Annotated in this window: 20 protein-coding genes; 14 read left to right on the forward strand and 6 right to left on the reverse strand. The window is 72.4% G+C overall.

Translation table 11 applies throughout. From position 1 onward, the window contains the following. The first annotated feature begins 47 nt into the window (after nucleotides 1–47). The 9 genes from V6V47_RS17705 (at nucleotide 48) to V6V47_RS17745 (ending at nucleotide 10837) form a co-directional block, all read left to right on the forward strand. On the forward strand, nucleotides 48–1064 hold the full coding sequence (locus tag V6V47_RS17705; protein WP_334629358.1) for a coiled-coil domain-containing protein: 1017 nt from the start codon (nucleotides 48–50) through the stop codon (nucleotides 1062–1064). A 36-nt stretch (nucleotides 1065–1100) separates the two neighbouring features. Then, nucleotides 1101–2663, forward strand: a complete 1563-nt coding sequence (locus V6V47_RS17710) for a fused MFS/spermidine synthase (RefSeq protein WP_334629359.1) — start codon at nucleotides 1101–1103, stop codon at nucleotides 2661–2663. A gap of 71 nt (nucleotides 2664–2734) precedes the next feature. Further along, a complete protein-coding gene (locus tag V6V47_RS17715) occupies nucleotides 2735–4384 on the forward strand; it encodes a serine/threonine-protein kinase (RefSeq protein WP_334629360.1) in 1650 nt (549 codons plus the stop codon). Between the two features lie 104 nt (nucleotides 4385–4488). After that, nucleotides 4489–5610 (forward strand): glycerophosphodiester phosphodiesterase, encoded by a 1122-nt coding sequence (locus V6V47_RS17720; RefSeq protein ID WP_334629361.1) that lies wholly within the window; start codon nucleotides 4489–4491, stop codon nucleotides 5608–5610. A 565-nt stretch (nucleotides 5611–6175) separates the two neighbouring features. Further along, nucleotides 6176–7375 (forward strand): substrate-binding domain-containing protein, encoded by a 1200-nt coding sequence (locus V6V47_RS17725; RefSeq protein WP_334629362.1) that lies wholly within the window; start codon nucleotides 6176–6178, stop codon nucleotides 7373–7375. A gap of 3 nt (nucleotides 7376–7378) precedes the next feature. Further along, nucleotides 7379–8122: an ABC transporter ATP-binding protein gene (locus V6V47_RS17730; protein ID WP_334629363.1), complete on the forward strand. Its 744-nt coding sequence runs from the start codon at nucleotides 7379–7381 to the stop codon at nucleotides 8120–8122. Next, on the forward strand, nucleotides 8119–8847 hold the full coding sequence (locus tag V6V47_RS17735; RefSeq protein WP_334629364.1) for an ABC transporter ATP-binding protein: 729 nt from the start codon (nucleotides 8119–8121) through the stop codon (nucleotides 8845–8847). Before V6V47_RS17730 ends, V6V47_RS17735 begins: the two co-directional genes overlap by 4 nt. After that, nucleotides 8847–9737, forward strand: coding sequence for a branched-chain amino acid ABC transporter permease (locus tag V6V47_RS17740; RefSeq protein WP_334629365.1), 891 nt, complete (start codon nucleotides 8847–8849; stop codon nucleotides 9735–9737). The genes V6V47_RS17735 and V6V47_RS17740 overlap by 1 nt, the downstream gene beginning before the upstream one ends. Further along, complete coding sequence (locus V6V47_RS17745) at nucleotides 9734–10837, forward strand: branched-chain amino acid ABC transporter permease (RefSeq protein ID WP_334629366.1); 1104 nt, start codon at nucleotides 9734–9736, stop codon at nucleotides 10835–10837. Before V6V47_RS17740 ends, V6V47_RS17745 begins: the two co-directional genes overlap by 4 nt. 46 nt (nucleotides 10838–10883) lie before the next feature. On the opposite strand, the gene V6V47_RS17750 is transcribed toward V6V47_RS17745, so the two are convergent. Next, on the reverse strand, nucleotides 10884–11708 hold the full coding sequence (locus V6V47_RS17750; protein WP_334629367.1) for a hypothetical protein: 825 nt from the start codon (nucleotides 11706–11708) through the stop codon (nucleotides 10884–10886). A 148-nt stretch (nucleotides 11709–11856) separates the two neighbouring features. On the opposite strand from V6V47_RS17750, the gene V6V47_RS17755 reads away from it, so the two are divergent. From V6V47_RS17755 to V6V47_RS17765, 3 genes are all read left to right on the forward strand, one after another. Continuing rightward, the gene (locus V6V47_RS17755; protein ID WP_334629368.1) at nucleotides 11857–13602 is read left to right on the forward strand and encodes an AfsR/SARP family transcriptional regulator; all 1746 of its coding nucleotides are present in this window, start codon (nucleotides 11857–11859) and stop codon (nucleotides 13600–13602) included. A 56-nt stretch (nucleotides 13603–13658) separates the two neighbouring features. After that, complete coding sequence (locus V6V47_RS17760; RefSeq protein ID WP_334629369.1) at nucleotides 13659–15788, forward strand: RecQ family ATP-dependent DNA helicase; 2130 nt, start codon at nucleotides 13659–13661, stop codon at nucleotides 15786–15788. A 232-nt stretch (nucleotides 15789–16020) separates the two neighbouring features. Continuing rightward, nucleotides 16021–16947 (forward strand): hypothetical protein, encoded by a 927-nt coding sequence (locus V6V47_RS17765; RefSeq protein ID WP_334629370.1) that lies wholly within the window; start codon nucleotides 16021–16023, stop codon nucleotides 16945–16947. 315 nt (nucleotides 16948–17262) lie between these two features. Here the strand turns inward: V6V47_RS17765 and V6V47_RS17770 are convergent, their stop codons facing one another. After that, the gene (locus V6V47_RS17770) at nucleotides 17263–17679 is read right to left on the reverse strand and encodes a helix-turn-helix domain-containing protein (protein ID WP_334629371.1); all 417 of its coding nucleotides are present in this window, start codon (nucleotides 17677–17679) and stop codon (nucleotides 17263–17265) included. 250 nt (nucleotides 17680–17929) lie between these two features. Here V6V47_RS17770 and V6V47_RS17775 point away from each other — a divergent pair, with 250 nt between their 5' ends. Further along, nucleotides 17930–18391 carry a hypothetical protein gene (locus tag V6V47_RS17775; RefSeq protein ID WP_334629372.1) on the forward strand — a complete coding sequence of 154 codons (462 nt, stop codon included), beginning with the start codon at nucleotides 17930–17932 and terminating at the stop codon, nucleotides 18389–18391. On the opposite strand, the gene V6V47_RS17780 is transcribed toward V6V47_RS17775, so the two are convergent. Both V6V47_RS17780 and V6V47_RS17785 read right to left on the reverse strand, forming a co-directional pair. Then, entirely contained in the window at nucleotides 18388–19548 is a 1161-nt protein-coding gene (locus V6V47_RS17780; protein ID WP_334629373.1) for a class I SAM-dependent methyltransferase, read from the reverse strand. The genes V6V47_RS17775 and V6V47_RS17780 overlap by 4 nt on opposite strands. Nucleotides 19549–19635: 87 nt before the next feature. Continuing rightward, nucleotides 19636–21336: a DEAD/DEAH box helicase gene (locus V6V47_RS17785; protein ID WP_334629374.1), complete on the reverse strand. Its 1701-nt coding sequence runs from the start codon at nucleotides 21334–21336 to the stop codon at nucleotides 19636–19638. Between the two features lie 317 nt (nucleotides 21337–21653). On the opposite strand from V6V47_RS17785, the gene V6V47_RS17790 reads away from it, so the two are divergent. Beyond that, nucleotides 21654–22304 (forward strand): ferritin-like fold-containing protein, encoded by a 651-nt coding sequence (locus V6V47_RS17790; protein WP_334629375.1) that lies wholly within the window; start codon nucleotides 21654–21656, stop codon nucleotides 22302–22304. 75 nt (nucleotides 22305–22379) lie between these two features. On the opposite strand, the gene V6V47_RS17795 is transcribed toward V6V47_RS17790, so the two are convergent. Together V6V47_RS17795 and V6V47_RS17800 are read right to left on the reverse strand one after the other, a co-directional pair. Further along, nucleotides 22380–22607, reverse strand: coding sequence for a DUF3107 domain-containing protein (locus V6V47_RS17795; protein ID WP_334629376.1), 228 nt, complete (start codon nucleotides 22605–22607; stop codon nucleotides 22380–22382). A 62-nt stretch (nucleotides 22608–22669) separates the two neighbouring features. Further along, on the reverse strand, nucleotides 22670–23308 hold the full coding sequence (locus V6V47_RS17800; RefSeq protein WP_334629377.1) for a TetR/AcrR family transcriptional regulator: 639 nt from the start codon (nucleotides 23306–23308) through the stop codon (nucleotides 22670–22672). Nucleotides 23309–24548 lie beyond the last annotated feature (1240 nt).

The following is a 24548-nucleotide window of genomic DNA, read 5'->3' on the forward strand; positions in this document are numbered from 1 at the left end:
CGCAGTGTCCACCGGGGGCCGGCGGTCGACGGAAGGGTGACGCTTTCGTGACCAGGACCAGGCCCGGCCGGCAGTACGGCCGCCGCGCTCTGCTCGCCCTGCTCGCCGCCGTCGCGTTGGTGCTCGGCGGCGGTGCCGTGCCCGCGTACGCGGAGCCTGATGAAGGCGGCAGCAAGAAGCTGCAGGACGCGCTGGAGTTGACCGCCAGGGGCCACATCGAGGCCAAGGCCAAACTGGACAATTCCAAGCGCCGGCAGACCGCGCTCGCCAGCGAACTGCAGACCGTCGAGGGTCAGATGGTCGGGCTCACCGCCCAGGTCGGCGAGGTGGCCGCGCAGTCGTACCGCGCCGGTCGGCTGACTCCGGTGTCGATGCTGCTCAACACCGCCACGCCGCAGGCGTTCCTGCAACGCGCGGCCGACCTGGACCTGATGGCACAGCGCGACAGCAAGCGGCTGCGCAACCTCATCGACGCCAAGCAGCAGGCGCAGCAGGCCAAGCTCGCCATCGACGCCGAGGTCCGCGAGCAGCAGAAGCAGCTCGCCGTCATGGCGAAGAAGAAGAAGGAGGCCGAGGCGGCGCTCGCCGAGGTCAGCTCCGGCGGCAGCGGCGGCTTCAGCGGCGGCAGTTCCGCCTCGGCGAGGCCGGCGCCGCGCAACCCCGACGGGTCCTGGCCCTCGGAGTCCTGCTCGGTGAAGGACCCGACCACCTCCGGTTGCATCACCCCACGCACCCTGCACGCGCTCAAGCAGACCCAGGCAGCCGGCTACAAGCGGCACGTCTCGTGCAAGCGCAGCGGCGGCGGGGGCGAGCACCCGAAGGGGCGGGCCTGCGACTTCGCGGCCGCGACCAACGGCTTCGAGGACCGTAACGCGACCGGCGGCGACAAGGCGTACGGGGACAGCCTGGCCGCCTGGCACGTGCGCAACGCCAACCGCCTCGGCGTGCTCTACGTGATCTGGTACCGGCAGATCTGGCACCCCGGCACCGGGTGGCGCTCCTACAGCGGCAGTGGCAGTCCGGGCGCGAGCCACACGAACCACGTTCATCTATCGATGTACTGACCCGAAGCGCCAGCTTCGCTGCGTACCATCGCGACGATGAGCTCACCACCGTCCGACGTCGCGGCCCCGCCGGCCGCATCGGCCCCGTCCGCGCCGTCCACCGGCCGGGCGCTGCCCAATGTTCTGGCCGCATTCCTGGTCTTCTTCTCCAGCGGCGCCGTGCTGGTGTTGGAGACGGTCGCGCTGCGTTTGGTCGGCCCGTACGTCGGGGTGACCCTCCAGGTGACCAGCTCGGTGATCGGCATCGCGCTGGCCGCGATCGCGTACGGGGCGTGGACCGGCGGCTGGCTGGCCGACCGGCGCGACCCGCGAGCCCTGCTGGCGCCGGCGCTGGTGCTGGCCGGCATCGCCACCGCGGTCACCCTGCCCGTGGTCCGGTACGCCGGTGAGGTGCTGCGCGGCGGTGCGGCCAGCGCGATCCTGCTGCTCGTGGCGCTGGCCGTGTTCGTGCCGGCGGCACTGCTGGCCGCGGTCACCCCGCTGGTGGTGAAACTCCAACTCGCCGATCTGCGCCGCACCGGCCAGGTGGTCGGTCGACTGTCCGGGCTCGGCACGCTGGGCGGCATCACGGCCACCCTGCTCACCGGCTTCGTGCTGGTCGCCGCGCTGCCCAGCACGGTGATCCTGCTGGCGTTGGCGGTGGCGCTCGGGCTGACCGGCATCGGGCTCGGCTGGTACCTGCGCCGGCAGGCGCACACCGAGCTGCCCGGTCCGGCCCGCACCCGGGCCGCGCTGGCGGTGCTCGGCCTGATCGGCGCGGGGCTGACCACCGTGGCACCGAACCCGTGCGACATCGAGACGGCATATCACTGCGCCCGGGTCACGTCCGACCCGGACCGACCGAGCGGGCGGACGCTCCTGCTCAACTCGGCCCAACACTCGTATGTGGACCTGGCCGACCCGAAACACCTGGAGTACGCGTACACCAAGTGGATCGGCGCGGTCGCCGACGTGGCGGCGCCGGCCGGGCAGCGGCTGGACGCGCTGCACCTGGGCGGCGGCGGGTTCACCGTGCCGCGCTACCTGACCGCCACCCGACCGGGCACCGACAACGTGGTGTTCGAGATCGACGGCGGGCTGGTCGAGCTGGGTGAACAAAAGCTGGGCGTACGCCCAGGGCCGGGCCTGCGGGCGGTGGTGGGCGACGCCCGGATGCTGGTCGCGGGCGAGCCGACGGACAGCCGTGACCTGGTGGTCGGTGACGCGTTCGGGCACCTGGTGGTGCCCTGGCACCTGTCGACCCGGGAGATGGCCGCCGACATCCGTCGAGTGGTCCGCCCCGGCGGGGTGTACGTGCAGAACGTCATCGACTATCCACCGCTGCGCTTCATCCGGGCCGAGCTGGCCACCGTGGCCGCCGAGTTCGCGTACGTCGCGGTGATCGCACCGCCCGAGGCGCTGGCGGGGGAGCAGGGCGCGAACTTCCTCATCGTCGGCTCCGACTCGCCGCTGCCACTGGACGCCGTCCGCGCCCGGCTGGATGTGGTCGACCCACAGGTCAGCCTGCTCTCCGGCACGGATCTGACGGATTTCGTGGGCGAGGCGCTGGTGCTGACCGACGACTTCGCCCCCGTGGACCAACTGCTCGCCACGGCCTGAGCGGGCGGTTTTCCCGACCGAATCTGATCCTTGAGGTGTAGTCGGGCCGTTCACGGGCAACAACGGTCACCATGGGTGGTGGGGTTCGGAACGGCACGCAACTACTCGACGAGCGGTACCGGCTGGTCGAGCAGCTCGGTGCGGGTGGCATGTCGGTGGTCTGGCGGGGCTACGACGAAGTGCTCGGCCGCCAGGTCGCGGTGAAGGTGCTGGCTTCGCGTCTGGCCAGCGACCGGGCCTTCCGGCACCGGATCCGGATCGAGGCACAGGCCGCCGCGCGGCTCTGCCACCCCAACATCACCAACGTGTACGACTATGGCGAGTCCCACCAGGTCGGCGTGACCGTGCCGTACGTGGTGATGGAACTGGTGGACGGCGACTCGCTGGCCAGCCGGCTGGGCCGGGACGGGCAGCTGCCGTGGCGCGAGGCGGTGACCGTCGGCGCGGAGGTCAGCGCGGCACTGGCAACCGCTCATGCCCGGGGTGTGGTGCACCGCGATGTCACCCCGGGCAACGTGATGCTGACCTCGACCGGCGTCAAGGTCGTCGACTTCGGCATCTCCGCACTGGTGGGGGAGAGCGAGAAGGGGCCCGACGGGACGTTGCTCGGCACGCCCGCGTACCTCGCCCCGGAGCGGCTGGACAACGGTCAGGTCTCCCCGGCCACCGACGTGTACGCCGTCGGCCTGCTCGTCTACCGGATGTGCACCGGCCGGCTGCCGTGGCAGGCCAGCACGGCCACGCAGATGCTGCGCGCGCACATGTACACGGACCCGGAGCCCATGCCCGCGGTGCCGGGACTGCCCGTCGCGGTGGCCGACCTGGTGCGGCGTTGCCTCGCCAAGCAGCCCGGGGATCGACCGGCCACCGCCGAGTTGGCCCGGACGCTCGCCGAGGCGGCCGGGATGCTGGCTGCGGTGCCGGTGTCGCCGGCAGCCGGGCCACTGGATGCGGCCGCGCTGGCCAGCGCGGGCACCACGATCCTGCCCTGGTCGGCGGAGACCGACGCGTTGCCGGGGTCTTACAACCAGACCCGGCGGGCGCACCAGACCCGGCGGGCGCACCGGCGCCGGCGGGTCGAGGCCGGGGCGGTCGCCGTCGGGCTGATCGCGGTCACCGGTGCGATGTGGGGAGTCAGCTCACGTAGCCCGGCCAGCGGCGGGGACCAGCCGACGATCGAGGCCCGGATGGATGCGCCGAAGGCGGCGCCCTGTGCGGTGGCGTACGTGTTGCGCAGGGACTCCGGCAGGGACTTCGCTGCCGAGCTGGCCCTGACCAACACGGGCGCCAGCGATCTGCGCGACTGGACGGTGAACTTCACCTTTCCCGGTGAGCAGAGGGTGACCAGTGCGGAGTCGGCTTCGGCGGACCAACAGGGGCGCACGGTGGTGCTCCATCCGGTGGCCCAGAGCACCACGCTGGAACCCGGCGCGACCCAGAAGGTCACGTTGACCGGGACTTACCAGGGAGCGAACCCGCTGCCGGTGGAGTTCCGGCTCGGCGACGCGGCCTGCGGGGTGCAGGTCTCCGGGGTGGCCGGCGCGACTCCGTCCACCGCGCCGTCGAGCGCGGGAGCCCCGGTGAAGGCCCCGGTGAAGGCCCCGGCGGCCGGCAGCGGCTCAGGTGGTCACGGTCCCGACGAGGGTGCGACAAAGGCCAAGCCCGCAAAGCCCGGCAAGGGCAAGGGCCCCGGTGGCCCGGGGAAGAAGATAGGTAAGTGACTGAGGGTCGGTCCGGAGATTTCATCTGTCGGCCAGTCGTCGACCAACTCCTGGTAAATCCGGGGCGCTCTGCTGAAGCGGCCCCTTGATGACAGGAGACGGCCGTGCGACGTACCCTCTCGACCCTCGGTGTGGCCGGCGCGCTTCTCGCCGCCGCCGTCGCCGTGCCGACCATTGCCGTTGCGGAGCCGTCGATCGAGACGGACCGCTCCCGGGCGAACGATCGACCGATCGTTATCGGTCACCGCGGTGCGAGTGGCTACCGGCCCGAGCACACGCTGGAGGCGTACCGGTTGGCGATCCGGATGGGTGCCGACTACATCGAGCCGGATCTTGTCTCCACCTCTGACGGCGTGCTGGTCGCCCGGCACGAGAACGAGATCTCGGGTACCACCGACGTCGCGGCCCGTACGGAGTTCACCAGTCGCCGGACGACGAAGACCATCGACGGCATCGCGGTGACCGGTTGGTTCACCGAGGACTTCACGCTGGCCGAGTTGCAGACGCTGCGGGCCAAGGAGCGGTTGCCCCAGGTCCGGGTGGCGAACACGGCGTTCGATGGTCGCTTCGAGGTGCCCACCTTCCAGGAGGTCATCGACCTGGCCAGGACCGAGGGGCGGGCACGGGGCCGGACCATCGGTGTCTACCCGGAGACAAAGCACCCGAGCTACTTCGCCTCGATCGGCCTGCCGCTGGAGGAGCCGCTGGTCCGGGTGCTTCGGCAGAACAAGCTGACCCACCGGAACGCGCCGGTCTTCATCCAGTCGTTCGAGACGGCCAACCTGCGCCGGCTGAGCCGGATGATCGACGTCAAGCTGATCCAGCTGCTCGACGCCACCGGCCGCCCGTACGACTTCACGGCCGCCGGCGACACCCGCAGCTACCAGGATCTGGCCACGCCCGCCGGGCTGAAGTGGATTGCCGGCTACGCCGATGGCATCGGGGCGAACAAGAACCTCATCGTGCCCCGGGACGCCGCTGGCGCGCTGCTCACCCCGACGAACGTGGTACGCGACGCCCACCGCGAGCGACTGCTCGTGCACTCGTGGACGTTCCGCGGGGAGAACCAGTTCCTGCCGGTGAATCACCGCATCGGCACCGACCCGAACGCGCGCGGCGACATCACCGCCGAGTACGAGCTCTTCCTCGGCCTGGGCCTGGACGGCGTCTTCACCGACCAGCCCGACACCGCCGTCGCCGCCCTGGCCGGCCTCTCTCGGAGCTGACCTGCCTGCTCTGTGCTTGCCTGCTCGGTGCTTGCCGGCCCGGAGCTGACCTGCCGGCTCGAAGCCGACCCGCTTCGAGCCGCTCCTCAGGCCGACCCAGGCCCGACCCGCACGCTGGCCCGCCGTCCGCCACCCGGAAGGCGGGCCAGCGGCACGTCGGCCCTCAGCGGCGTGGCGGCGGCGCGTGATCGACACGAGTTCGGCGAAATCGGGGTGTCATCTCGATTCGGATACCGCGACTTCGCTGATCTGGTGTTGATCACGCCTCGGTCTCGGCGTTGCCCGCGCCCGGCGGCCCACGACGGCCCTTGCGATCGGCCGGGCGGATGACCGGCCGTCGATCGATCGGTGGGTAGCGCGGCGCGACACAGGGGTCGAGTGGTCGATGGCGGTGCGGACCATCGGTGGGCTGGGCCTTCGGGTGGTAACGCGGCCCGTTGTAACCCCCGGCCACCTCATTCCTGTTACTTGTGTGTTTCCGCCACATAGCTCGTGGGTGACGTCACTTCTAGCGTGAGCCGACACGAAGAAGTTCCCTCCCTCCGAGTCCTCATGTGGAGTCGCAATGACGGTCCGGACGACGCGGCGGGTGTTCCTCTCCGCCGCCACGATGATGGCCGCGGCGTTGGCCGCCACGGCCTGTGGCAGCCCGCAGGACACCGCCACCGGCGGCGGCGACAGCGCCGCGCCGGTCAAGGTCGGCCTGGTGTACTCCCAGTCGGGAGCGCTGGCCAGCTACGGAAAGCAGTACATCGAGGGGTTCAAGGCGGGCCTCGACTTTGCCACCAAGGGCACCGGCAAGGTCGGTGACCGGAAGATCGAGCTGACCGAGGTCGACGACGCGGGCGACCCGGCCAAGGCGGTCTCCGCGGCGAAGGACCTGATCGGTAAGGGTACGAAGATCATTGCCGGCTCCACCGCCTCGGGCGTGGCGCTCCAGGTCGCGCCGATCGCGGCGCAGAACAAGGTCCTGTTCATCTCCGGGCCGGCCGCCACCGACGCGGTGACCGGGGCGAACAAGTACACCTTCCGCTCGGGCCGGCAGTCGTACCAGGACGTGGTGACCGCCAAGTCGTTCATCGGTGACCCCTCCGGCAAGAAGGTCGTGGTCTTCGCCCAGGACGGTGCGTTCGGCGACGCCAACGAGGCGGCCGTCAAGGCGGTCATCGGCGGTGCGGGCGCCACGGTGAGCAGTGTGCGGGCTCCGGCCAGCGCCACCGAGTTCACCCCGTTCGCTAGCCAGATCAAGACCGCGAAGCCGGACCTGCTCTTCGTCGCCTGGGCCGGCGCCACCGCCCCGGCGATGTGGCAGAGCCTCGACCAGCAGGGCGTGCTCTCCTCCACCACGGTCGTCACGGGCCTGGACATCCGCGCCTCCTGGCCGACCTTCGGCGCCGCCGGCTCGAAGATCTCGTTCCTGTCGCACTACTTCGACGGGGCCAGCGACACCGAGGCCAGCAAGGCGCTCAAGGCGAAGGTCAACACCATCGACCTGTTCCACCCGGACGGCTTCGCCGCCGCCCAGATGGTGGTCCGCGCGGTGCAGGAGGGTGGGGACGACGTCGACAAGATGGTCACCGCCCTGGAGGGCTGGAGCTTCGACGGGGTCAAGGGCAAGATGACCATCCGGGCCGCGGACCACGCGCTGCTGCAGCCGATGTTCCAGGCCAAGCTGACCGGCAGCGGCACCGCCTTCACGGCGACCGCGCAGAAGAGCCTCACCGGTGACGAGACCGCGCCGCCGGCCGTGGCGATGAAGGGCTGACCCATGCTCGCCACCCGCGGTCTGACCTGGCGGATCGGTGAGGTCGCCATCGTCGACAGCGTCTACCTCGACCTGGCGCCCGGAGAGTTCCTGGGCGTGATCGGGCCGAACGGCGCCGGCAAGACCTCACTGTTCAACCTGATCACCGGCCTGCGCCGGGCCACGGAGGGCCGGATCACCCTGGACGGGCAGGACATCGAGGGGCTCCCGCCGCACCGGCGGGCCCGCCTCGGGCTGGGCCGTACCTTCCAGGCGTCCTCGGTCTTCGGCTCGCTCAGCGTGCGGGAGAACGTCCGGCTCGCCGTGCAGGCGCACCGCGGGGGCTCGATGAAGTTGTGGCGGCGGGCGGCGGCCGACCGGGAGGTGGCCGCCGCCGCCGACGCGGCGCTCGACCGGGTCGGCCTCGCCCACCGGGGTACGGCGCTGGCCGGCACCCTGGCCCACGGCGAGAAGCGCAAGCTGGAGATCGCCCTGCTGCTCGCCGGCGAACCGCGGGTGATGCTGCTGGACGAGCCGATGGCCGGCGTGAGCGCCGAGGACGTCCCCGAGCTGGTCTCGGTCATCAAGTCGTTGACCGGTGACAGCGGTCGGACGGTGCTGATGGTCGAGCACCACATGGACGTCATCCTGGAGTTGGCCGACCGCATCGCCGTCATGCACCACGGTGCGCTGCTGGCCTGCGACACCCCGGAGACGGTGATGGCCAACCCCACGGTGCAAGAGGCCTACCTGGGGGAATCGCTATGAGTGAACCGATTCTCAACGTGGAGGAGCTGTCGGTCCGGATCTCCGGGCTGCACATCCTCCAGGGGGTGTCCTTCACGGTCGCCCCCACCGGCGTGACAGTCCTGCTCGGCCGCAACGGCGTCGGCAAGACCACCACGCTGCGCGCCATCGTCGGCCTCACCCCGCCCGCCGGGGAGGTGCGCGGCACCATCCGGATGGGCGCGCAGAGCCTGCTGGCGCGGCCCACCCACCGGCTGGTCCGTGGCGGGCTCGGTTACGTACCCGAGGACCGCTGCGTGTTCGCCGGCCTCACCGTCGCGGAGAACCTGCGGCTCGCCGAGCGGCGCGGCACCGATCCGGCGTACGACAAGGTCTTCGCGCTCTTTCCGGAGCTGGACCGGCGCGGACGGCAACGTGCCGGCTCGCTCTCCGGTGGGCAGCAGCAGATGCTCGCGATCGGTCGGGTGCTGCTCAACGACAACCGGCTGTTGCTAGTGGACGAGCCGACCAAGGGGTTGGCGCCGAAGGTGGTGACCGAGGTGGCCGAGGTGCTGGAACGCGTCGCGGAGTCGGTGCCGGTGCTGCTCGTCGAGCAGAACCTGGCGGTGGTCCGACGGCTGGCCCGCGACGCGGTGGTGCTGGCCGCCGGCAAGGTGGCCTGGACCGGCGACGCCCAGCAGTTGCTGCTGGAGACCGCGCTGACGAAGTCGCTGCTCGGGGTCGGCTCAGCGGAGGTGTCGCACTGATGGGCACCGTGATCCTGTTGACGCTGACCGGCCTCGGCCTGGCGGCGCTCTACTTCCTGGTCGCGTCCGGGCTGTCCCTGGTGTTCGGCCTGGCCGACGTGCTCAACTTCGCGCACGGGCTGTTCCTGGGCGTCGGCGCGTACGCCACCTGGTGGGCGGCGGGAAACCTGCCGGGCGCCGGTGGTGACGGATTCGGCTTCGTGCTCGCGGTCGCCTTCGGGGTGGCCGCCGGCACGCTGGTGGCGGTGCTCGTCGAGCTGGTGCTGATCCGCCCGCTCTACTCGCGCACCATCGAACAGGTGCTGGTCACCGTCGGTCTCTCGCTGGCCGGGGTGGCTCTGCTCCAGGCCACCTGGGGCGCGGACGCGCGGACCTTCCCCCGCCCCGACTGGACCCGGCAGGTGACCGGGATCTTCGGCGCGCAGGTGCCCAACGGCGGCCTGCTGCTGATCATCGCGGCGGTGTTGGTGCTCGGCGCGATCCTGGCCTTCCTGCGCTGGACGCGGTACGGCCTGGTGATCCGGGCCGGTGTGGAGAACCGCGAGATGGTGACCGCGCTGGGCATCGACGTGCGCAAGGCGTTCACCCTGGTCTTCGCCATCGGTGGGGCGGCCGCCGCCCTCGCCGGTGCGCTCGGCGGGGTCTACTTCGGCACCGTCTCGCCCGGCCAGGGCAGCTCACTGCTGATCTTCGCGTTCATCGTGGTGGTGATCGGCGGGATGGGCTCGGTGACCGGCTCCGCGTACGCGGCGGTCGTGGTCGGCCTGGTGCAGCAGTTCGTCAACTACTACGGCACGTCCGGGCTCGGCGACATCTGCGTGGTCGGGCTGCTGGCCGTGGTGCTGCTGCTGCGTCCGCAGGGCATCGCCGGAAAGGTGGCAACGGCATGACGGTGATCGACGCTCCTCCCGCGCAGGTGCCCGACGAACTGAGTCCGCCGCAGGGCCGCTGGCATCGGGTACGCCCGTTCCTGCCACTGGTCGCGCTGGCCGTCTTCGTGATCCTGCCGTACTCGACGATCTCCCTACCGGGGATCTTCGAGGGGCCGCTCAACTCACCCGGCACCCTGCAACTGCTCGCCATCTGCCTGATCTTCGGTGGCCTGGCGGCCGGCTACGACCTGCTCTTCGGTCGGACCGGGATGCTCTCCTTCGGGCACGCGCTCTACTTCGCCGCCGGCGTGTACGGCACCGACATCCTGGTCACCCGGGCCGGCCTGCCGCTGTGGCAGGCGGCGCTGCTGACCATCACCGGCGGCACGATCCTCGCCGCGCTGCTCGGCGCGGTGGCACTGCGTACCGTCGGGATCGCCTTCGCCATGGTCACGCTGGCCTTCGCCCAGGTCGGGGCGATCCTGGTGGCGCGGGACTTCGGCGGGCTCACCGGTGGCGAGGAGGGCCTGCCGCTGGACGTTTCCGGGCTGCCCGCCGCGCTGGTCGGGGTGACCAACACGGTCAACCTGTACTGGTTGGCGTTGGCGTACCTGACCGTGGTGGTCTTCGTGGTGCACCGGGTTAGCGGTTCGCCGACCGGGCGGGTGCTCGCCGGGCTGCGCGACGACGAGCGGCGGATCGGCGTGCTCGGGCTGGACCCGTACCGTTACAAGCTGGTGGCGTTCACCCTGGCCGGCGGGCTGGCCGCGGCCGGCGGGGTGGTCTACTGCCTGATCGTCGGCGGTGCGTCGCCGCACATCACCTCGTCCGAGCTGACCCTGTCACTGCTGGTCATGGTGGTGCTCGGTGGGCCGGGCACCCGCTGGGGGCCGGTGCTCGGCGGGTTCCTCTACATGTACCTGGACCACCGCCTCACCGCCTTCGGCACGAGCGATGCGGTGGACAATCTGCCGGCCTTCCTGAGTCACCCGCTGAGTCAGCCGCTGTTCGTCCTCGGCACCGTCTTCATCCTGGCGGTCTACTTCTTCCCCGGCGGTCTGACGAGTCTCGCCCCCCGCCTGAACCACCTCCGCCAGTCCCTGCGCCCCCGCCGCTGAGCAGGGGGTTCGCGGCCCCCCGTGTGGCCGCGAACCCCCGTACTGGTCAGCCGTTGAGCATGTCGTAGGCCACCTTCGGCGCCTTCTGCGCCGCGCTCCCGGTCGGTACGGCGAGCTTCGGCGCCGAGCCGTAGTCGGCGTACTTCACCAGGTAGGTCCAGGCCTTCGCCTTGCCCGCGGCGGGGATTGCCAGGGTGAGCGTGGCGAGGTTGCCGTCGGCGCCGACGACGGCCGTGAACGGGACCTGCCCGGCCGCCGCGCCCAGTGCGCCCACCTCCTCCTCGCCGACCGCCTTGCCGGCCTCACCCTTGGTCAGGTCGACGACCCCGGTGTACGTCTGGCCGTCCTTCGCCTCGACCGAGGTGGCGGCCTCGATGATCGGGCCGGCGTTGCCGACGTCCGCACCCTCGTACGTCGGCGCGCTCTCCCCGTCGGTCAGCTTCGTGCGGTCCAACTCCATCCAGCGGTTCGGGAGCTTCGGCAGCCCGGTCAGCCCCTCGGTGCCGGTGAACTTGACCTTCAACCAGAGCCGTTCCTGCATCACGAGGAACGACATCCGGGTGGTGAAGCCGTGCTCCGGGTCCTTGTACGCGGCGGTGAGGTCCAGGCCCTTCGCGCCCGGGTCCACCACCCCCGAGATGTCCGAGCTCGAGTCCTTGCCGGTGAACCGGAACGCCCCCTCGGTGCCGTCCGGCACCGCGGCGAGCAGCTTCTCCTTGGGCGTGGGGGTCGGGCTCGGGCGGCCGCCGTCGGCGGCGGTACCGGACCCGTCCGGGCCGCAACCCGCGAGCAGGGTCGTCGCGGCGATGACGCCAACCAGAGTGCTGACGGTCCGCCGGATGGTGCCGGTGCGGCCGGTTCCGTTCGTCATCACAGAATCTCTTTCCTTGACGGTGCGTGGCATCTGCCGGGAGAGATGCTGCCGGGCGGTACGGCGGAACCACTGCCGATATGCTGCCGTCCGACAGCCGTGCACTGACGGGGCGCCGGCAGTGGGGCGTCAGGAGCGGGAAACTCGCATGTCAGGGGAGCTGCGCTTCGAGATTCTCGGGCCTCAGCGGGCCTGGCTCGGCGACCGGGATCTCGACCTCGGGCCCGGCAAGCAACGGGCCGTGCTGGCCGTGCTGCTGCTCTCCGGTGGCCGTCCGGTCACCACCTCGCAGGTCGTGGACGCCGTGTGGCCCGAGGAGCCGCCGGCCAACGGCGCGAACGTCGTGCAGAAGTACGTCGCCGGGCTGCGTCGGGTGCTCGAGCCCGAGCGTCCTCCGCGCAGCCCTGGTCAGGTGCTGACGCTGACCGACGCCGGCTACCAGCTCCGGGTCGGTCCGGACGCCGTCGACGCCACCCGGTTCGAGCGGGGCATCCGCCGGGCCGAGCGCCTCCGCGCCGAGGATCGGGTCACCGAGGCGGTCACCGAGCTGAAGACCACATTGGAGCTGTGGCAGGGCGAGCCGTTCAGCGGATTCACCGGCCCGTACTTCGACTCGGCCCGACAGCGCTGGCTCGAGCTGCGGGCCACCGCGCTGGAGAGCTGGGTCGACCTGGAGCTGCGCCGGGGCCGGCACGGGGAGATGGTGGGTGAGCTGCGGGAGTTGGCCGCCGAGTTCCCGCTGCGGGAGCGGCTGCGGCACCAGTTGATGCTGGCGCTTCATCGCAGCGGGCGGCAGGCCGAGGCGCTGGCCGAGTACCGGGAGTTCCGTGGGCTGCTGCGCGACGAGTACGGCATCGAGCCAGGCGACGCGCTCCAGGACCTGCACCGTCGCGTCCTACGGGCCGATCCGGCGCTACTGCCGCCCACTGCCGTCCCACTGCCGCCGGCAGCGGCCGAGCCAGCACCCCCCACGTCCGCGCCGCCCGCCCCGGCCACACCGCCGATCCCCGCACCGTCCAGGCCCGCCGAGCTGCCGACGACCGTCCCGCACGCGCCGCCACCGTTCCCGGCGACCCCGATCACCGCGCCGCCACCGTTCCCGGCGACCCCGGTCACCGCACCGCCACCGTTCCTGGCGACCTCGATCACCGCGCCGCCACCCGCCGTGGGCGGGAGCAGCGGGAGGACGCCCCCGCCGCGCTGGGCGAGCAGGGCCGCCACGATCATCGGTACGGCACTCGTCCTGCTCTCCGGCGGCTGCCTCACCTGGGTCGTGATCCTGGCCTACGCGGTCTGGCGGCGTAGTTGGCGGCTCGCCGTCGCCGGCGTCGGCTACCTGGTCGTGATCGGCATCGAGGTGAACCTGCTCGACATCGAGGACCCGGACGCCGAGGTGCCGGCCGTCACGGCGTTCTCCTTCTTCGGCCTGGCGTTGATCACCTGGCTCCTCGGCGCGGTGCACGTGATCCTGCTCAGCCGAGGGCTGTGGGCGGCGATCACCGGCAGCCAACAGGTGAGCACGACCGGCCGGGAGGACGTCGAACGGCGCGTCCGTCGGGAACACGCCCGCTACCTGCTCTACCACTACCCGGCGGCTCGGGGTGAGCTGCGCCTCGGCCGACCCGACCTGGCCCGGAGCTTCGACGACGGCGGCCTGGTCGACGTCAACGCCGTCCCGGAGCAGGTGCTCGCCAAGCTGCCCGGCCTGACCGTGCACCAGTGCCGGCAGATCGCGGTGGACCGCTGGCTGCGCGGGCCGTACGCCTCGATGGAAGAGTTCGCCGGCCGTTGCCTGCTGCCTCCGAACACCACCGAACCCCTCCGCGAGCTGCTGATCTTCCTGCCTCCGATGCCGGCCACGGCCCCGGAGCAGCCGCCACCGCCCGGATCGTGACCCGAACCTCCCGCGCGGACCGGGGCGTGGGCGCTCAGCGCTGGTAGAAATGCCGGATGGGCGACGATCGGGCGGCAGTACGGGAGCGGGCCGAGGCGGTGCTGCGCCGGCTGGCCGGTGAGCACGCCCGGCTGCGGGAAGACCAGTGGCGAGCGATCGAGGCATTGGTCGTCGACCGGCGGCGGGTGCTCTGCGTACAGCGCACCGGCTGGGGCAAGTCGGCGGTCTACTTCGTGGCCACGGCGCTGCTGCGCGACCGCACCGCCGCCGTAGAGGCCGGCCCGACGGTCATCGTGTCGCCGTTGCTGGCGCTGATGCGCAACCAGGTCGAGGCCGCCGCCCGGGCCGGCATCCGGGCCCGCACGATCAACTCGGCGAACCTCGACGAGTGGGACGAGATCACCGCCGAGATCCAGGCCGGCACCGTGGACGTGCTGCTGATCAGCCCGGAGCGGCTCAACAATCCGGACTTCCGTGACGGCGTACTACCGAAGCTGGCGGCGACGACCGGCCTGCTGGTGGTCGACGAGGCGCACTGCGTCTCCGACTGGGGCCACGACTTCCGGCCGGACTACCGGCGGCTGCGTACCTTCCTCGCCGAGCTGCCGGAGCGCACCCCGGTGCTGGCGACCACGGCCACCGCCAACGCCCGGGTCACCGAGGACGTGGCCGAGCAGCTGGGCGACGCCCTCGTCCTGCGTGGCACGCTGGACCGCGAGTCGCTGCGCCTCGGCGTCCTCGACCTGCCCAGCCCCGCGCACCGGCTGGCCTGGCTCGCCGATCACCTCGACCGGCTGCCCGGCTCGGGCATCATCTACACGCTGACCGTCGCGGCGGCGGGGGAGACGGCCGAGTTCCTCCGCTCGCGGGGCTACCCGGTGGCCTCGTACACGGGTCAGTCCGACGACGCCGACCGGCGGGCCGCCGAGCAGGACCTGCTGGACAACAAGATCAAGGCGTTGGTCGCCACGAGCGCGCTGGGCATGGGCTTCGACAAGCCCGACCTGGGGTTCGTGGTCCACCTCGGGGCCCCGCCCTCGCCGATCGCGTACTACCAGCAGGTCGGCCGCGCCGGCCGCGCCGTCGAGCACGCCGAGGTGCTGCTGCTGCCCGGCGTCGAGGACGCCGCCATCTGGCGTTACTTCGCCTCGCTGGCGTTTCCACCGGAGGAGCAGGTCCGGGCCGTACTGGCCGCCCTGCACACCGACCGCCCGCTCTCCACCCAGGCTCTGGAACCGCTGGTCGACCTGCGTCGGGCCCGACTGGAGCTGATGCTCAAGGTGCTCGACGTGGACGGCGCGGTCCGCCGGGTGCGCGGTGGCTGGCTCGCCACCGGCGAAACCTGGGTCTATGACGAGGCCCGGTTGCGCCGCGTCGCCCAGGCGCGCACCGTCGAGCAACAGGCCATGCGGGAGTACGCGACGACGCCCGACTGCCGGATGCGGTATCTACGGGAGCGCCTGGACGACACCGGGGCCGCCGACTGCGGTCGGTGTGACCGGTGTGCCGATCCGCTCTTCGAGCCGGACGTGTCGACGGCCGCGCTCAGCGCCGCGCAGACGTTCCTGGGCCGGCCCGGGGTGGAGATCGCACCGAAGAAGCTCTGGCCGACCGGTCTGGACGCGGTGGGCGTACCCCTGAAGGGCCGGATCTCCCCGGCGGAGCAGGCACTGCCGGGGCGGGTCGTAGGGCGCCTCTCCGACCTGGGCTGGGGCGGAAGGCTGCGCGACCTGGTCGGCCCGGAGGCCCCCGACGCGCCGGTGCCCGACGACGTGGCCGGCGCGGTGGTGGAGGTGCTCAAGGCGTGGGCGCACGGCGACGACCCGTGGCCCCGCCGTCCGGTCGCGGTGGTCGCGGTCGGTTCCCGCCGACGGCCCCGGCTGGTCGGCTCACTGGCCGAGCGGATCGCGGCCGTGGGCCGGCTGCCACTGCTCGGCGAGGTCGCGCCGACCGGTCCGGGCGGCGCCGGCGGGCCGCGCGGCAACAGTGCCCAGCGGGTACGCGCGCTGCACGGCGCGTTCACCGTGCCGCCCGAACTGGTGGCTGCGCTGGCCGGGCTGGAGGGCCCGGTGCTCCTCGTCGACGACCTGGTCGACTCGGGCTGGACGATGACGATGGTGACCCGGGCGCTGCGCCAGGCCGGCGCGCCGGACGTCCTTCCGCTCGCCCTCGCCGTGGCCGGCTGAGGTGCCGCCGGTCACTCGCGGGTGGTGTTCCCGCTCGCCCGGGTGAGCCGGCTGGCGGTGTCGCGGCGGGAAAGTTCCCGGGCACGGCGGAATGCGACCGTCGCCACGCCGTACCGGCGACGGCCGGAGTCGGCCCGGCACGGCGGTACCGTGGGCGGCATGACCGATCAGCCGCCCGTCGCCCGGGGGTACGCCGTCACCGCCCGCGGGCATCGCGCGTTGGACGCCGGCGGTGCCTGAGCAGGTCTCCGCAGCCCCGGACCGGAGCACCCTCCGGCTGGCGCTGGTGGTCGGAGGTCTCGTGCTCGCCGTGCTGCTCGGCTTCGGCCTCGGCCGGATGAACGCCACCAGCACCAGCACCGGCAGCTCGGTGCCGGCCGCCGAGCACACCCACGCGCCCGGCACCGCGTCGCACGATCACGGCGCAGCCACCAGCTCCGACCAAGGCACGAGCGCCGAGCCTGGTGGCCTGTCGATCAGCTCGGCCGGCTACACCCTGGCCCCGCTGACCACCGAGTCTCCGGCGGGTCGCCCGGGTGAGCTCCGGTTCCAGGTGCGGGACGCACAGCGCCGGCCGGTCACCCGCTTCGCCGTCGTGCACGACAAGCCGATGCACCTCATCGTGGTGCGCCGGGACCTGACCGGCTACCAGCACCTGCACCCGACCATGGCGGCGGACGGCACCTGGTCGGTGCCGTTGACGTTGGCCCAGCCGGGCGTCTGGCGGGCGTACGCCGACTTCACCACGGTCGCCGACGACGGCGGACAGCGCGCCTTGACCCTCGGCACGGACCTGGTCGCCCCCGGCGGCTACGAGCCGCGTCCGCTGCCGGCGCCGGTCACCTCGGCCACGGTGGCTGGGTTCACCGTCGGGTATCAGGGCAGCCCGCAGGCCGGGGCGACGGTGCCGCTGAGTTTCCGGATCGACGGAGGATCCGGGGCTGCGCCGCTGGAGCGCTACCTCGGCTCGTACGGGCACCTCGTGGCACTGCGTGAAGGCGACCTCGGCTACCTGCACGTACACCCGGAAGCGGAGTTGGTGGACGGCCAGGTCAAGTTCTGGCTGACCACCCCCGGCCCCGGTCGTTACCGCCTCTACCTCGACTTCCAGGTAGCCGACAAAGTCCACACGGCCGAGTTCACCCTGATCGTCGCCTAGCTCCGTGCCCCCGGCGTGCGGCCCGCCCGGCTCGGCACTGGCCCGGCCCTGGCACCGCCCCCGGCTTGGCCCTGGCGCTCGCGGAATTTGGTCGCCGAGCTGCGCGTGCCCCACCGCCCATCCGGGCAGGTGAGGCCCGTTTGATCGACACGGTATCGCTGAACTCGCGGCATCCAGCCGTCGGCGATACCCCGCTTTCGGTGACCTCGTGTCGATCATGCCCAACTCCATGATCGGCGGAGCGGGGCTGGGCGGAGCGGCCGCGGCGCGGCGCTCAGCGGCGGTGGCGGGGATTGGCGGGCGGGGGAGGGGCGCTTAGCTGGCTCGGCGGATGGGGCGGCGGGCCAGGTAACGCAGCAGATCGCGGATGTGGTGCTTCTCCTCGGCCGGGACGGTGGGGTCGGCCAGACGGTCCAGGATGACCCGGATGTCCGACTCGACCGGGCCGTCGTCGTTGCGTCGCCGGGGCGCCGGGCCGGCATCGGGCAGACCGAGCGCCCGGAAGGCGGCAGCGACCGGCAGATCCAATGCGGCGCAGAAGCCGCGTACCTTGGCCAACTCGGGGTAGTCCTGCCAGTCACCGGCCAGCCAACGGAACACCGTGGAACGGCCCACGCCGGTGTGGGAGGCGAGATCGGCCACGGTCCAACCGCGTTCGTCGCGAGCGTCATCGATGGCACGTCGGACGAAGCGAGCGAAGGCGCTCTGCGGCGAAGCCTCTGCGGAAGCCATCCCTGCGGGTCTTTCCCCTCCCGGCTGAAGCACGGAGCCGTTACGACTTCCGAGGGTAGTACGACCCAGGCCGGAAGTTATTGACTGATCGCACAAACTGTCCCGTCGACGGGACTCTGCTTCAGGCAGCATGTGGACCAACGGAAGAGGCATCGAGCGATCATCGTCGTTCTTCCATTAGGCTCGGTGCCCGTCCAGGCTTGGTGGGCGATTGCCTGCCGCCCGACCGGATCACCGCCGAGGGAGCACCATGGCCGAATTGAGCCGTCCACAGCCGTACCAGCCCGGTGCGGTGAGTCTCTTCTTCGTCGCCAAGGCCGGCGTCTTCGCCGCCGCGTTCTGGATCTGGTTGCTGGTCCTGGTGCTCCGCACCGAGCCGGCGACCGGCGCCCACGTCCTGGCCGCCACCGGCGCGATCACCACCACGCTGGTCGCGGTGGTGCTGGGTGCCCGATTGGCGTTGCAGCGCAACGCCGCCGTCCGGCACGCCGAGATGAAGAAGCTGTTGGTCGACATCTCCTGGAACGCGTTCGCCGCAGCCGGCAACGCCGAGAGCGCGGCCACGGTGGTGCCGTTTCCGACCGCACCGGGTGACGACGAGTTGGCCGCCCACCGCAGTGGCGGCGATCGGGTGTCGGCGTTCGACCGTGGCAACGGTGAGCGCATCGGCAGCCGTGATCGCGGCGGCAGCAACGGCGACCGCAGGCGTTAGGCCGCAGGCGGCTCGTCGGCGGCCAGCAGGGTCTCCAGTCGGGGCGTGACCTGCCACTGGTCGACCAGCTCGCGATACTCCGCACGCTGGACGTCGGTGCCCCCGGCGCCGGTACGGCGGGCCCGGATCAGCAGGTTGCGCGGCGTGTGCTGAGAGTCCACGAACTCCACCACCTCGGCCCGGTACCCGTGCACCCGCAGCAGTCCGGCCCGCAGCGCGTCGGTGAGCACATCGGCGAAGCGCTCCCGCAGGATGCCCTGTCGGGTCAGCAACTCGTACGGGGCTGGGGCGGGGTGGGCACGTAGCTGCTTCGCGAGGTCGTGGTGGCAGCAGGGCGCGGCCAGCACCCAGCGGGCCTCCCAGCGCACCGCGCGGGCCAGCGCCTCGTCGGTGGCGGTGTCGCACGCGTGCAGCGCCAGCACCAGATCCGGGGCGGGGTCAACGACGGCGTCGGCGATCGTGCCGGCGGTGAAGCTGACCTTCTCGGCCCAGCCCAGTCGCTGCGCCAGCTCGGTGTTGCGTCGGCGCTGGTCCTCGCGGACGTCCACGCCGATCAGCTCCACGTCGAGCCCTCGGCCGGTCAGGTAGCGGTAGGCGGCGAAGGTCAGGTAGGCGTTGCCGCAGCCCAGGTCGACCACCCGGAGGGGACCGGTGAGTTCGTCGGGGAGGGTTGCGGCGAGCGCCCGCAGGAACGCGTCCACCTGGCGGCGCTTGGCCGCCGAGCCGCCGATCTCGGCGAAGAGCTCGTCGCCCGGGTCCAGCAGGTATTCCTTCGCCCGGTCGTTCCCGCCGGGCGTCGGCGTCGGCCGGGTGGTCGCGGCGCGGTGGACCTGCGCCTCGCCGGACTTCGTCACCCGTAGTTGGAGCGTCGCGTCGGCCGTCTCCACGTGCCAGTTGCCGAACGGCTCGGCCAGCAACTCGTCGACCGCCGTGGCGGTGTCCGGGCCGGGGGCGACGTTGCGGGTGTACGGGCGGGCACCGTCGGACGTCGCGATCTGGAGCCGGGGCCCGGCCTTGAGCGTCACCGGTCGCAGCTCGGCCCGGATCACGGAGGGGCGGTGCCCACGGCGGCGCCCGGCGGCGACCGCCCGGGTCAGCGCGGGGTCCATCAGCAGCGCCCGGACCTCGGTCAGGGCGGCGTCCAGCGGTTCCGGCATCGTTCCATCTTCTGAATTGGGGGGTGGGAAGGGAACATCCCCCGTACCGCGCGCGGCGGTGCGGGGGATGTCGGGTGGGGCTGTGAGTCAGTCCGCGGTCGCTTCGGCCGGCGTACCCGTGCCGGAACCGCCACCACGGCGGCGCCGGCGGCGGCGCGGCTTGGACGCCTCACCGTCGGCGGCGGCGGCGGCCGGCTCGGCCGGGGTCGCGTCGGCGCCGATCACCGCGGTCGGTTCGCCCGCGACCGCCTCGCCGGCCCGGCGACGACGCCGGCGGCGCGGGGTACGCGTGCCCTCCTCGGCAGCGGCGTCGGCGGGCGCCTCGGCGGCCGGCGTGCCGGCGTCGGAGCGGTCCCGGCGGCCGTCGCCACGGCCTCGGCCCTCGCCTCGGCCCTCGCCCCGGCCCTCGCCCCGGCTCTCACCGCGGCGGGAGCCACCCCGACCACCGCTGTCGCCGCGGCGGGAGCGGGTGCCGCCCAGGTCTTCCTCGACCTCGGCCGACAGGCCGGCCCGGGTGCGCTCGGCGGTGGGCAGCGTGCCGGTCATCTCGGTGGAGATGTGCAGGTCGGTGTAGAGGTGCGGGGACGTGTGGTACGTCTCCTGCGGCTCGGGCATCTCCAGACCGAGGGTCTTGTCGATGATCCGCCAGCGCGGCATGTCGTCCCAGTCGACGAAGGTCACCGCGACACCGGTGGCTCCGGCCCGGCCGGTCCGGCCGATCCGGTGGGTGTAGGTGTCCTGGTCTTCCGGGCAGTCGTAGTTGATGACGTGGGTGACGCCGGTGACGTCGAGCCCTCGGGCCGCCACGTCGGTGGCGACCAGGATGTCGATCTTGCCGGCGCGGAACGCCCGCAGCGCGCGCTCGCGGGCGCCCTGGCCGAGGTCACCGTGCACCGCGGCGACCGCGAACCCGCGGAAGTCCAGATCCTCGGCGACCCGGTCGGCGGCCCGCTTGGTGCGAGTAAAGATCATGGTCAGCCCGCGCCCCTCGGCCTGCAGGATCCGGGCCACGATCTCGACCTTGTTCATCGAGTGCGTGCGGTAGACCAACTGCTGGGTCTGCGGCGACGGGCCGGTCTCGGCGGTGTGCCCGGCGTGGATCGTCATCGGCTGGCGCAGGAAGCGCCGGGACAGGGTGACGATCGGGTCCGGCATGGTGGCCGAGAAGAGCATGGTCTGCCGGTCCTCCGGCAGCATCGCGAGGATCTTCTCGACGTCGTCGAGGAAGCCCAGGTCGAGCATCCGGTCGGCCTCGTCGAGCACCAGCGCGTGCACCCGGTCGAGCCGGAGGTGCTTCTGCTTGGCGAGGTCGAGAAGTCGGCCGGGGGTGCCGACCAGGATCTCGACGCCCTTGCGCAGCGTGTCGATCTGCGGCTCGTACGCCACGCCGCCGTAGATCGGCAGCACCCGGACGCCACGCGTCCGGCCGGCGGCGGCCAGGTCCTTGGCGACCTGGATGCCCAGCTCGCGGGTGGGAACGACGACCAGCGCCTGCGGGACGCCGTCGCTGCCCTCGCTCGGGGCGAAGACCCGCTCGAGCAGCGGTACGCCGAAGCCAAGGGTCTTGCCGGTGCCGGTGGGCGCCTGGCCGATCAGGTCGACGCCACGCAGCGCGATCGGGATCGCGTACTCCTGGATCGCGAAGGCGCGGGTGATGCCGGCTGCCGCCAGCGCCTCGACGGTCTCGTCGCGGGCGCCGAGTGCGGCGAAGGTGGGAGCCTCCGGCCGAACCGGGGCTGTGGGGGCCAGTTCCTGGCCGTCCATCAGGTCTTGAGTCAGCTCGCTCATGTGGATGTGGGGGTGCCCTCTCGTGGGTGCGCCCCGTCATGTCCTCAGGGCGCGTTCGGTTAGGCGCGGGCCACACGGTCGGCGGCAGAATGCCGAGCCGGACCGGGCCGCACGCGCGCCGGGGGCTGGACTTCGATTAGATCGGCGCCCACGGCAACTGCTCCATGCTACCTGAACTGCCAGGCCTCCGTCCCGATTCCCGGTCGGCCAGGCACCACGCGGGGGCAACGATTGTGATCCGTGTCACACCGGCGCTCTCCGTCGGGCGTAACACGCACGGGCCACCTCGATCGGGCGGTGCGCGGTAGCCTCCGCTCGTGTCCGCCCCGACCACCCCCGGCCCCGCCGTCGCCGACCTGCTGGGCCTGGTCGCCTTCGGCGAGCTGCTCGCCTTCGAGCGGATGGCCGGCGATGCCCGCCTCGCCCCCGATCTGCACCGTCGCGCCGCGCTGAACGAGATGGCCGCGGCCGAGATCGCCAACTACCGCCGCCTCGCCGACCGGCTCACCGCGCTGGGCGTGCCGCCGGCGGATGCGATGGCGCCCTACCTGGGGCCTTTGCAGGCGTACCACGACTCGACCGAGCCCCGGGACTGGGCGGAGGCGGTGACGAAGGCCTACGTCGGCGACGCCATCACCGACGACTTCATCCGAGAGATCGCCGACGCGGTGGCCGAGCCCGACCGACAACTGGTGCTCGACGTGCTGCACGACTCGCGGTATGCGGAGTTCGCCGCTGCGGAGATCCGGGTGGCGGTCGCGGCGGACCCTCGGGTGGCCGGTCGGCTCTCCATGTGGGCGCGGCGGCTGGTCGGGGAGGCGCTGTCCCAGGCGGGGCGGGTCGCCACCGAACGAGGCGCGCTCACCGCGCTGATCGCGCGGGGCGATCGGGTCGACGTCTCGGGCCTGTTCAGACGGATCACCGCCGCGCACACCGCGCGGATGACCGCCGCCGGCTTGAACAACTAGTGGCCCGGGGCGCCGGGTGTGGTGCCGGCCCGCGGCAGGTGGGCCCTCGCCGACCTGCCGCGATGGCCGGACCGATCAGCGGACGGTGAAACCGACCGAGCGCGGTGACGCCTCGGCGATCTCGACGTACGCGACCTTCTCGATCGGCACGATCACCCGCCGGCCCTTCTCGTCGGTCAGGGAGAGCGTGCCGCCGTTGTTGGCGAAGGCGTCGGTCACGATCTGCTCGATCTCGGCCGGCGACTGCGCGCTGTCCAGAACCAGCTCGCGCGGCGCGTACTGCACGCCGATCTTGACCTCCACTGTGCCTCCTCAACTGGGGCGATAACCGCCCTGCGAAGGCTATCCGATCACCGGGGCGGCGGTCAGGCTGACTCACCTTGCAGCGGGAAGCTTGCGATGCCCCGCCAGGACAGCGCGGCCACCAGCGCCTCGGCCTCGGCCTTCGGCACCTGCCGGCCGCCGGCCAGCCAGAACTGCGCCGCGCTCTCCGCCGCACCGACCAGCCCGGAGGCGAGCAGCTCGGCGTGCGCCCGGCTCACCCCGGTGTCGGAGATGATGGTGTCGGTGATCGCCGCGATGCAGCCCTGCTCGACCCGCTCCACCCGCTGCCGCACCCCCGGGTCGTTGCGCAGGTCCGATTCGAAGACGAGGCGGAAGGCCTCGCTCTCGTGGTCGACGAAGTCGAAGTACGCCCGCACCGACGCGCCGACCCGCTCCTTGTTGTCGCTGGTGCCCCGCATCGCGTCCTGCACCTGAGCGACGATGGCGTCACAGTGCGTGTCGAGCAGCGCCAGGTAGAGATCCATCTTCCCGGGGAAATGTTGGTAGAGCACCGGCTTGGAAACCCCGGCCCGCTCGGCGATGTCGTCCATCGCCGCGGCGTGGTATCCCTGCGCGACGAACACCTCCTGCGCCGCGGCGAGCAACTGCTTGCGGCGCGCGGAGCGGGGCAGGCGGGTGGGCCGGCCGGCGGTCTGTGCACCGTTCCCCGCAGCGGTCATGGGATCCTCCGAGTTCTCCGTACGAGCCGGCATTTTCCCCCCACACCGGGCGAGGCCCGTGACCCCCGTCGTGGAAATGGCCCGCCGCTGTAACTTATCGCCACTGTCAGCACACGGTAGCCTCAGCGAGGGCGACCAAGGAGCGCGCGGTGAGTGAAACAGGGCAACCCGGAGCCGCCACCCCGGGAGAGCACGGCGACGGAACGGGTCAGCAGGACGACCCGGGTCGTTCCGGCAGCGGGTGGGCACCACCGGCGGGCGGGTGGTCTCGCGCCGCCGAGCGCGAGGGGGCCCGGGAGCAGACACCAAGCTGGCAGTCCGACCCCTCGTCCGGTTGGGGCAGCTCCTCCACGCGACACGGCGATCTGCCCGCACCCCTCGCCGGGCTGCCCGGCGACGCCGAGCCGCCAGGCCGGGTCAACGGCCACCACGCCAACGGTGTCCACCACGGCGGTGCCGAAGCCCCGGCGGGTCGCCCCGCGCCGGTCAGCGCGCCACCCGGGCTGACCGGCGACGCTCGGCCCGGTCCGGCCGGTGACCGGCTGGTGGTGCCCGCCCAGCGCCCCGTACCGCAGGTGGAGCAGGGGGCCGGCGAGCCCGACCTCGGCCCGCCCCGGCACTCCACCGTTGATCAGCCCGGCGGCCGCAGCGCCCGGTGGGCCGACCCCGGGCTGCCCACCTCGGCGCCGCCGGCCGTGCAGGTGCCGCCGGTCGGCACCGCCGCCTCGGGTTTCGAGGTCCCGCCCGGCTTCCACGCACCCACGGCTGAGCGGCTGGCCGCCGACGAACCGCAGCCCGGGCCGCGCGCCTGGCGGGACCCGCGCTCACCGGCGGCGTCCGTCGAGCCGGGACGCACCCCGGCCGAGCCTGCCGACGACCCCGAGGTGTCCCGCGCTGCCGAGGGCTCCCGCGCCAGCGAGTCGCCCCGCGGCAGGGATTCGCCGCCCACCGAGCCGGACTGGTCCGGCCCGAACTGGAACCGCCCGAGCTGGGGCAACGGCTGGGCTCCGCCGTGGTCGCAACAGGACGGCGAGCCGACCGGCCACCCGGCCCGGGACGAGCCCGAGCCGGGCTGGGTCGCCGAGCCCAACCTGCCGTACGAGCCGGTCCGCGCGGAGCCGAGTCGCCCGTACGAGCCGGTCCGCACCGACCCGCCCACCAGGTACGCCACGTCTCCGGGTGAAGCCCAGCCCACGGCGTCCCCGGATCGGGCCACGGGCCGGGGCGCGGCAGGGCCCCC

The organism is Micromonospora sp. CPCC 205539, from assembly GCF_036906815.1.
In the GTDB taxonomy this organism is placed as follows: domain Bacteria; phylum Actinomycetota; class Actinomycetes; order Mycobacteriales; family Micromonosporaceae; genus Micromonospora.